At 69.6% G+C, this 8,552-nt stretch carries 8 protein-coding genes and 1 pseudogene; 8 read left to right on the forward strand and 1 reads right to left on the reverse strand.

The window, feature by feature from the left end:
• The 3 genes and pseudogenes from DMC18_RS23520 to DMC18_RS23530 form a co-directional block, all read left to right on the forward strand.
• Positions 1–527: pseudogene (locus DMC18_RS23520) on the forward strand (polar localization protein TipN); the annotation flags it as partial.
• A gap of 7 nt (positions 528–534) precedes the next feature.
• A complete protein-coding gene (locus DMC18_RS23525; protein ID WP_110121545.1) occupies positions 535–1,095 on the forward strand; it encodes a sugar transferase in 561 nt (186 codons plus the stop codon).
• 67 nt (positions 1,096–1,162) lie between these two features.
• Positions 1,163–1,720, forward strand: a complete 558-nt coding sequence (locus DMC18_RS23530) for a hypothetical protein (protein ID WP_110121544.1) — start codon at positions 1,163–1,165, stop codon at positions 1,718–1,720.
• A gap of 79 nt (positions 1,721–1,799) precedes the next feature.
• On the opposite strand, the gene DMC18_RS23535 is transcribed toward DMC18_RS23530, so the two are convergent.
• Positions 1,800–3,245 (reverse strand): mannitol dehydrogenase family protein, encoded by a 1,446-nt coding sequence (locus DMC18_RS23535; RefSeq protein WP_110121543.1) that lies wholly within the window; start codon positions 3,243–3,245, stop codon positions 1,800–1,802.
• A gap of 202 nt (positions 3,246–3,447) precedes the next feature.
• Here DMC18_RS23535 and DMC18_RS23540 point away from each other — a divergent pair, with 202 nt between their 5' ends.
• From DMC18_RS23540 to DMC18_RS23555, 5 genes are all read left to right on the forward strand, one after another.
• A complete protein-coding gene (locus DMC18_RS23540; RefSeq protein ID WP_110133362.1) occupies positions 3,448–3,804 on the forward strand; it encodes a hypothetical protein in 357 nt (118 codons plus the stop codon).
• A 39-nt stretch (positions 3,805–3,843) separates the two neighbouring features.
• Entirely contained in the window at positions 3,844–5,442 is a 1,599-nt protein-coding gene (locus DMC18_RS23545) for an FAD-binding oxidoreductase (RefSeq protein WP_110133363.1), read from the forward strand.
• Positions 5,443–5,477: 35 nt separating this feature from the next.
• Complete coding sequence (locus DMC18_RS26275) at positions 5,478–5,639, forward strand: hypothetical protein (protein ID WP_158285973.1); 162 nt, start codon at positions 5,478–5,480, stop codon at positions 5,637–5,639.
• 299 nt (positions 5,640–5,938) lie between these two features.
• A complete protein-coding gene (locus tag DMC18_RS23550) occupies positions 5,939–8,197 on the forward strand; it encodes a TonB-dependent receptor (RefSeq protein WP_110121540.1) in 2,259 nt (752 codons plus the stop codon).
• Positions 8,198–8,361: 164 nt separating this feature from the next.
• The coding region (locus DMC18_RS23555) for a hypothetical protein (RefSeq protein WP_370444632.1) at positions 8,362–8,552 on the forward strand (191 nt) is incomplete at its 3' end.

Below are 8,552 nucleotides of genomic sequence, written 5' to 3' on the forward strand. Positions count from 1 at the left end.
CGCGCCAGCGCCTGAAACTCACGCCCACGGCCACCGACGACGAGTTCCGCACCATGTTCGACGCCGCCGGCGGTCGCGGCCCGGCCCCGGCGCCGGCCGAGCCCGCGCAGGACGAGGGCTGGAGCTGGAAGACCGTGCTGGGCGACGCCCAGAACAGCTCGCCGGGCGACGCGGCCCTGGGCGAGAAGCTGGCCGGCGAGATCCTGGCCATGGGCATCGATCCCTCGGCCCTGCTGCCGCGCGGCCGCATCGACGAGATCGCCGCCGCCATCCAGACCCACGACGAGGACGGTGCCCGCGAGGTGGTCAAGAAGCTGGCCCCGGCCGCCATCCGCCGCCTGGTCCGCCGCCTGTTCTCGGACGCGCCGCTGAAGTCCAACGCCGAGCGCTTCGTGCGCCGCTACGCCGGCATGATCAACGAGGCCGCCCAGCAGGATCGCGAGGGCTTCCTCGTGGCCGCCCTGCTGGCCTCGGAAGCCGGCCGCGCCTATCTGCTGCTGGACGCGGCGGCCAGCGACCTGGCCTGATCCGGTGCTGAAGCGCGCCTTCGACCTCGCCGCCTCGGCCGCGGGCCTGCTGGTGCTGGCCCTGCCGCTGCTGGCGGTGGCGGCGCTGGTGCGCGCCACCTCGCCGGGGCCGGCGCTCTACTGGTCGCAGCGGGTGGGGCGGGGCAATCGCCTGTTTCCCATGCCCAAGTTCCGCACCATGCGGATCGACGCCCCCGAGGTCGCCACCCACCTGCTGGAAAATCCCGCCCGCTGGCTGACGCCCGTTGGGCCGCTGCTGCGCAAGACCAGCCTCGACGAGCTGCCGCAGCTGTGGAGCGTGCTGGTGGGTCACATGAGCCTGGTCGGCCCGCGCCCGGCGCTCTTCAACCAGGACGACCTGGTCGCCGCCCGCACAGTCGCCGGCGTCGACGTCCTGCGCCCCGGGGTCACCGGCTGGGCCCAGATCAACGGCCGCGACGAGCTGGCCATCCCCGACAAGGTGGCGCTGGACGCCGAGTATCTGGCTCGCGCCTCGTTCCTGTTCGACCTGAAGATCCTGGCCGGCACCGTCGCGCCGGTGGTGCTGGGCAAGGGCGTGCGGGCCTGACGCTTCGGGTCTTGCGCCTGCGTGTCCGGATCGGCCAAGCTGAACCTTGAGGCGAGTTGGGGGCGTGATGCGGAAGATCGGACTTGGCGCGGGGCTGACGGTGGCCGCCCTGATGGCGCTGGCCGGCTGCGCCGAACAGAAGACGGCGCCGCCCCCGCCGCCGCTCGACGGCCTGCTGGCCTTCAAGGACGCCGCGCGCTGCCAGCCCGCGCCCGACCTGCTGCGCCTGACCACCAGCGTCGTGAAGTTCGAGGGATCGCCTTTGGAGCTGACCGTGCTGCCGGCCGCCCCGCAGGTTCCGGAAGCCTACCGATCGCAGGTCGGCGAGCCGGACGTGGAGATGAACGGCGACACCTACCGCGCCACTGTCCCGCTGACGGGAACCTGGCGCGGCCTGAAGGTGCGCCAGATCGCGGTCGGCGGCTGGATGGGCTACGGCAATCGCCTGTGGGTCGGTTTCGACGCGCCGTTCGAGGACGTGCTGCGCGAGGCCAATGCGGCGGGCTTCAAGCTCGGCGGCCAGGGACGGCGCGTCGACACCAGCGGCCCCCCGGGGGTGAAGGTGACGATCGCCGTCGAGCGGGATTCGGCCGACGGCGCCGTGCTGAGCTGCGCCATCGAGTGAGTTTGTCGAGCGGGCTCCGTATGCGGAGGAGTCATGGATCCGCAAAACCCCCGCTTTCGCGGGGGGACTACGGATTTAACTAGCCGAGTTCCTCGTACGCCGTCTCCACCGCCGCCACGAACGTCGCGTTCGCCGCCAGTTCGGCCGGGAAAACCGTCTCCAGCGCCAGGAACGCGGCCACATCGCCCTTCACCTCGCCCGGCAGGGCCTGGACCACGGCCAGCAGGCGGTCGGCCAGCGGGTCGGTGACGGCGACGCCCTCGGCCGCGCGCTTCTTCAGGAAATGGAACCAGGCGGCGATCGGCACGGCCAGGCGATCGACCGGGCCGCCGGCTTCCAGCGCGTCCTTCACCGTGCCCAGGATGCGGAACGGCAGCTTCTGCGAGCCGTCCCAGGCGATCTGGCTCAGGAAGTGACGGATCTCGGGATTGCGGAAGCGGTCGAGGATGGCCTCGGCGTAGGCGACCAGGTCCAGGCCGCGCGGGGCGGTCAGGGTGGGGATGATGTCCTGGACCATCAAGTCGCGGGCCAGGGTCTCCAGGGCCGGGTCGCCGACCGCCTCGAACACCGTCTCGTGGCCCTTCAGCAGGCCGGCATAGGCCAGGGTGGAGTGCACGCCGTTCAGCAGCCGCAGCTTGGCCCGCTCGAAGCCGCGCACGTCGTCGGTCAGGGTGACGCCGACGGAGGCGAGGTCCGGGGCGCCGTCTCCCAGCACGTCCTCGACCACCCACTGGGTGAAGGCCTCGCGCTGGATCGGCCAGGCGTCGAAGAGGCCCGTGGCGGCCTGGACGCGGGCGCGCAGGGCGTCGTCGGTGGCCGGGGTGATGCTGTCGACCATGGTGCGGGGGAAGGCGGCGTTCTGCTCGATCCACGCGGCCAGGGCCGGATCCACCGCCTCGGCGAAGGCGATCGTGGCCGCCTTCAGCCGCCAGCCGTTGTCGGCGAGGTTGTCGCAGGCGACCACGGCGTAGGGCGGCAGGCCGGCGGCGAAGCGGCGGCGCAGGCCCTCGACGATGTAGCCCACGGCGCTGACCGGGCCGCGCGGCGCGGCCAGGTCATGGACGATGTCGGGATGGCCCGTGTCGAGCTTGCCCTCGCCGGTCAGGCAATAGCCCTTCTCGGTGACGGTCAGGGTGACGAGGCGGGTCTGCGGCGCGGCCAGGCGGGCGAACACCGCCTCGGGGTCTTCCGGCGCGACCAGCACCTCGAGGATCGAGCCGATGACGCGGAAGCTGGTCTCGCGGTCCAGCTGGGCCAGGGTGTAGAGGCCGTCCTGCGGACCGAGAGCGTCGCGCACGCCGGGGCTCTTCAGCGAGACGGCGCAGATCCCCCAGCGCGGGTCGCTCTCCAGCAGCCGGTCGAAATAGAAGGCCTGGTGGGCGCGATGGAAGGCGCCGGGACCGAAGTGGACGACGCCGATCTCAACCTTGTCGCGGTCGTAGCCGGGCAGGGCCGTGCCGGGCAGGGCGGCCGGATAGCTGACGGCGCTCAGGCGCAGGGACGAGCTGGCGGTGTCGGTGGTCACAGGGGGCGCCTCGATAATGCTGGTTCGGCGGATCTGACGTCCGCCCGGACGCCTAGATGCGGCGCCGAGACACCGGTGGCAATCCTGTCTTGGCTGCTGTCACGCGTCGGGCGCGGCGATCCGGCGGAAAGCGCCTCGGCGTTATAATTTTCACATAAAACCGAAGGGTGTAGCGCCAAGCTTGCCGCCGCAAGGGAAGAGCATGCGCAAGTTTCTGATTATCGCGGCGATGTTGGCGTCGGGCCTGGCGGCGTCGAGTTGCGACCGGGTCGAGGCCGACGCCCCGGCCGCCCAGCGGGCCGTGGTGACGCGGGCCTGCGTCGACGGCAAGCTGACGGGCCTGGGCCTGAAATATGACCGGATCGGCTGCGCCTGCGCGGCCAATGTTCTGCAGGCCCAGCTGTCGCCGGCGGCCATGACGGTGCTGGAGGACTACGCGCGCGGCCGCGAGAACGGCTTCGAGGCGGCCCTGCCGACCCTGCCGGCCGAGGAGCAGGCGCTGTTCGCCAAGGGCGACGGCGGTACGGCCCGGGCCAAGGTGGCGGCCGACTGCCGCTGATCGCGGCCGCCGAGTTTCAAGGAAAAATTGGGGGAGACGATGCAGACGAAACGCTATTTCGCCAGCCGGCGCGATTTCCTGGCCGCGGGCGGCCTGCTGGCCATGGGGGCGGCGCTGGCGCCGAGGAGCGCCCTGGCCCGCTCGCCGCTGCACGCGCCCAATCCGACGCCGCCGGCCGGCCCGGCCGAAGGCGAGTGGGACCGCCTGGCGCGAAACCTGAGCGGAGGGGTGCTGCGCGCCTGGGACGCCGACTACCAGGCCATCGCCCTGCCCAACAATCTGGAGTTCGCCGGAAACCTGCCGCAGGGCGTGGCCCGCTGCGGCTCGGCCGCGGATGTCGCCTTCGCCATCGGCTGGGCGCGCCAGAACGACGTGCCGCTGATCGTGCGCGGCGGCGGCCATTCCTACGCCGGCTATTCGACCACCACCGGCCTGATGCTCGACACCGGCGGCCTCAGCCAGGCCAGCTACGACGCGGCCACGGGCGTGGCCCGGGCCGGCGCCGGCGCGCGCAACCGCGACCTCTACCGCCTGCTGCGCAGCCAGGACCGCGCCGTGACCCACGGCCGCTGTCCGTCGGTGGGCGCGGCCGGTTTCCTGCTGGGCGGCGGCATCGGCTTCAACATGCGCGCCCACGGCCTGGGCTGCGACCAGCTGGTCGAGAGCGAGATCGTGCTGGCCGACGGCTCGCTGCGCCGCCTTTCGCCCAAGGCCGCCGACCCGAAGGACCGCGACCTCTTCTGGGCCAGCCAGGGCGGCGGCGGCGGTAATTTCGGGGTCAGCACCTCGTTCTCGCTGCAGACCTTCGACGTGAAGGGCAAGGTCGTCACCGTCTTCGACCTCAGCTGGAGCCGCACGCCCGACGCGCCGCATCCCAAGGTCTCGGTGGCCGAGCTGGGCGCCAAGCTGATGGCGGTGCTGGACGACGCGCCCAACGCCCTGGGCTCGCGGGTGTCGTTCGGGGCGGTGACGCCGGTGCAGGTCAAGGCCGGCTACGACGTGCCGATCAGCCTGCTGGGCCAGTTCGTCGGGCCGCGTGATGCGCTGATGAAGCTGCTGCAGCCGGTGTTCGACCTTGCCAAGCCGACCGGCGGGGCGGGGGTGGAGGAACTGCTCTACTGGCCGGCTCAGGACTTCCTGCACGAGGACGGCTTCGCGACCTTCTACCAGGAGCGCTCGGCCTTTGTGACCAACCGCAGGTTCGGCGCCGACGACCTGGCCGCGGGCCTCGAACACCTGCGCAAATGGCCGGGGACCTACGGCTATTGCGACCTGCGTTTCTTCCAGACCGGCGGCCAGATCAACGTCGTGGGCAAGGCCGACACCGCCTTCGTCCACCGCGACAGCCGCTGGCTGATGGTCAACGGCCTCTACTGGGGCGAGGCCGACTCGCACAACGAGGCCCGGATGAAGGCCAACCACGACTGGTTGGACGCCTTCTACAAGACCATGCGCCCGCGCGCTGGCGGCGGCGCCTACCAGAACTTCGCCGACCCGGGCCTGTCGAGGGACCCGTCCAAGCCCGACTACTTCGCCACCTCCTATTACGGCGACAACCTGCCCAGGCTGAAGGCGATCAAGGCGGCGGTCGATCCCGACCGGGTGTTCAAGTTCGCGCAGGCTATTCCGGGGGCGTAGACGAGGAGGGCGACAACTTCGACGACATCCACAAGTTGCCGGCGTCGCTGGAGAAGCGTCTGCGGCCCTACGAGCAGGACCTGTTCCGGCCCCGCGTGTTCGCCGACTTCCGAGTCTGCGCCTACACGCGCAGCCGGCCGGGGGTGATGCAGAGCGTCACGCTGGTGGGAGCCAGGAACATCTGGATCGAGGGCTGAGCGTGGCCGCCGCGTCGTCGGCATGCGCCGAGGATGGTTCGTGTGCGGAATTTCATACGGGTAATTGTTTTCTTACATGCCGGGCGCTGGCGTCGGGAGGTTGCGTTTCGACGTCAGGTGCGGGTCATATATTCCCGTTCAGTGTTCGGCGTTCTCGCAGTAAAGCTGTTTCAAAGTTCGGTGTTCGCTGCACGAAGATCGAGTTGTCTTGAAAAGTTCAAGCAATGACACCGGTTTTTTGTGGCGTTGATGTAACGTCATGGCGTAGGTGCGCCCCGAAAATATGAGGGGTTGCACGTATGAATCTTCAAAACTGGCTCGCTTTGTCCGCTAGCGGCATGGCCTTGCTGATCTCCGCGCCGGCTCTGGCGCAATCTCAAGCGCCGGCCTCCGACGCCACGGTGACCGAGGAGATCGTCGTCACCGCCCAGCGCCGCAGCGAAAACATCCGCGACGTGCCGTTCGCCGTCACCGCGATGAGCAGCAAGACCCTGGCGGCCGTGTCGGCCGGCGGCGGCGACGTGCTGTCGCTCTCGGCGCGCGTGCCCAGCCTGCAGATCGAAAGCTCCAACGGCCGCTACGCCCCGCGCTTCTACATCCGCGGTCTCGGCAACGTGGACTTCGACTTCAACGCCTCGCAGCCGGTCTCGGTGGTGCTCGACGACGTGGTGCTCGAGAACGTCTACCTGAAGGGCTTCCCGCTGTTCGACGTCGACCAGCTGGAAGTGCTGCGCGGCCCGCAGGGCACGCTGTTCGGCCGTAACACCCCGGCCGGCGTGGTCAAGATCGACACCGTCAAGCCGGGCGGCGAGTTCGGCGGCTTCGGCTCGATCGCCTACGGCAACCTGGGCGCGGTGCGCGCCGAGACCGGCGTGACCATCCCCGTCAATGACACCCTGTCGGTGCGCATCGCCGGCCTGTGGAACCATCGCGACGACTGGGTCAACAACGCCTACAACCCCTCGTTCGCCGGCGACGGCGACGACCTGGGCCGCTTCGACGACACCGCCGCCCGCGTGCACGTGGCCTGGAAGCCGACCGACCGCCTGTCGACCCTGCTGACCCTGCAGTCGCGCAACTACACCGGCACCGGCACGCTGAACCGCGCCAACGTGCTGACCAAGGGCTCCAACGAGCTGAACGGCAATTTCGACCGCGACACGGTCTATTACGACGGCGGCCGCAACAACCCGCAGAAGCAGCACACCACCTCGCAGAGCCTGCAGGCGGCCTACGACTTCGGCCCGGTCACCCTGACCGGCGTGGTCAGCGCCTATCAGGGCCGCTCGGCCGGCGATGGCGACATCGACGGCGGCGTGGCCTCGGCCGCCTCGACCGCGCCCTACAAGACGCCGTTCAACTCCGAGACCGGCACCCTGTCGAGCGACCTGGACCAGAAGACCATCGAAGTGCGCCTGGCCTCGAACGGCGACGGCCGCCTCGGCTGGCAGGTCGGCGCCTTCTTCTGGGACGAGCGTTTCAACCTCGTCTCGGGCACCTTCAACGGCATCGGCGGCCTGAACCCGATCGTCATCGGCGACATCATCCAGCGCTCGGAATCCTGGTCGGTGTTCGGCCAGGCCAACTACAAGGTCACCGACGCCCTGAAGATCACCGGCGGCCTGCGCTACACCGAAGACAGCCGCGACTTCCACGGCGACCGGATCATCCCGGCCGGCAGCACCAGCACGGCCCTGCCGCTGTCGAACGTGCGCCGTTCGGTCGGCGACGAGCAGGTCAGCTGGGACCTCAGCGCCCTCTATGAGATCAACAGCGACCTGAACGCCTTCGCCCGCGTGGCCAAGGGCTATCGCGGTCCGTCGCTGCAGGGCCGGATCACCTCGTCCGACCTGATCACGGCGGCCAATTCCGAGACGGTGATGTCCTACGAGGCCGGCCTGAAGTCGCGCCTGTGGCAGGGCAAGGCGCGCCTGAACGCCACGGTCTACTACTACGAGGTCACCGACCCGCAGTTCACGGCCATCGGCGGCGAAGGCAACTTCAACCAGCTGATCAACGCCGACAAGGGCGAGGGCTACGGCCTGGAACTGGACGGCGACGTCTATCTGGGCGCGGGCTTCAGCCTGGCCGGCGGGTTCGCCTACAATCACACCGAGATCAAGGACAAGGACCTGCTGGTCGCCTTCTGCGGCGCCAACTGCACGGTCACCGATCCGATCGTCACGGTGGGCACGACCCGCCGCGCCAACATCGACGGCAACCCGTTCCCGCAGGCCCCGAAGTACACGGCCAACATCACGCTGAACTACGTGCATGGCCTGAACAACGGCACCGAGCTCTTCGCCTCGACCGATTGGGTCATGCAGAAGGACTTCAACCTGTTCCTCTATGAATCGGTCGAGTTCATGCAGGACACCAACTTCGAAGGCGGCGCGCGCGCCGGCTGGCGCAACCCGGCCCAGGGCCTGGAAGCGGCGGTCTATGTCCGCAACCTGACCGACGAAGCCAATGTCATCGGCGCGATCGACTTCAACAACCTGACCGCCTTCGTCAATGAGCCGCGCACCTACGGGGTGCAGGTGACGAAGCGCTTCTAAGGACGCGCTTTCGCTGAAGAGACCGGCCCGGCGGCGTTCGAGAGGACGCCGCCGGGCTTTTTCATGCCCGAAGGCCTGAGCAGAGGGCGGCGGAACGAACGCCGCCGCCTGCGGGTTGAGCCAAGCCGGCGACAGACCGGCGAAGCTCGTTTGGGAGAGTTCACATGCGTCATACCCTGCTCATCGGCCTGGCCGCCGTCGCCCTGAGCGTCACCGCCTGCGAGAACAAGACCGAGAAGGCCGCCGAGGCCTCGGTCGAGAGCCAGAAGGCCGCCGACGCCGCGGCCCAGGCCTCGAGCGCCGCCGACACCGCCGCCGACGCCAGCGCCCAGGCTGCGGCCGCCGGCGACACCAG

The sequence above is a fragment of the Caulobacter sp. D5 genome, assembly GCF_003185805.1.
Taxonomy (GTDB): Bacteria; Pseudomonadota; Alphaproteobacteria; order Caulobacterales; family Caulobacteraceae; genus Caulobacter.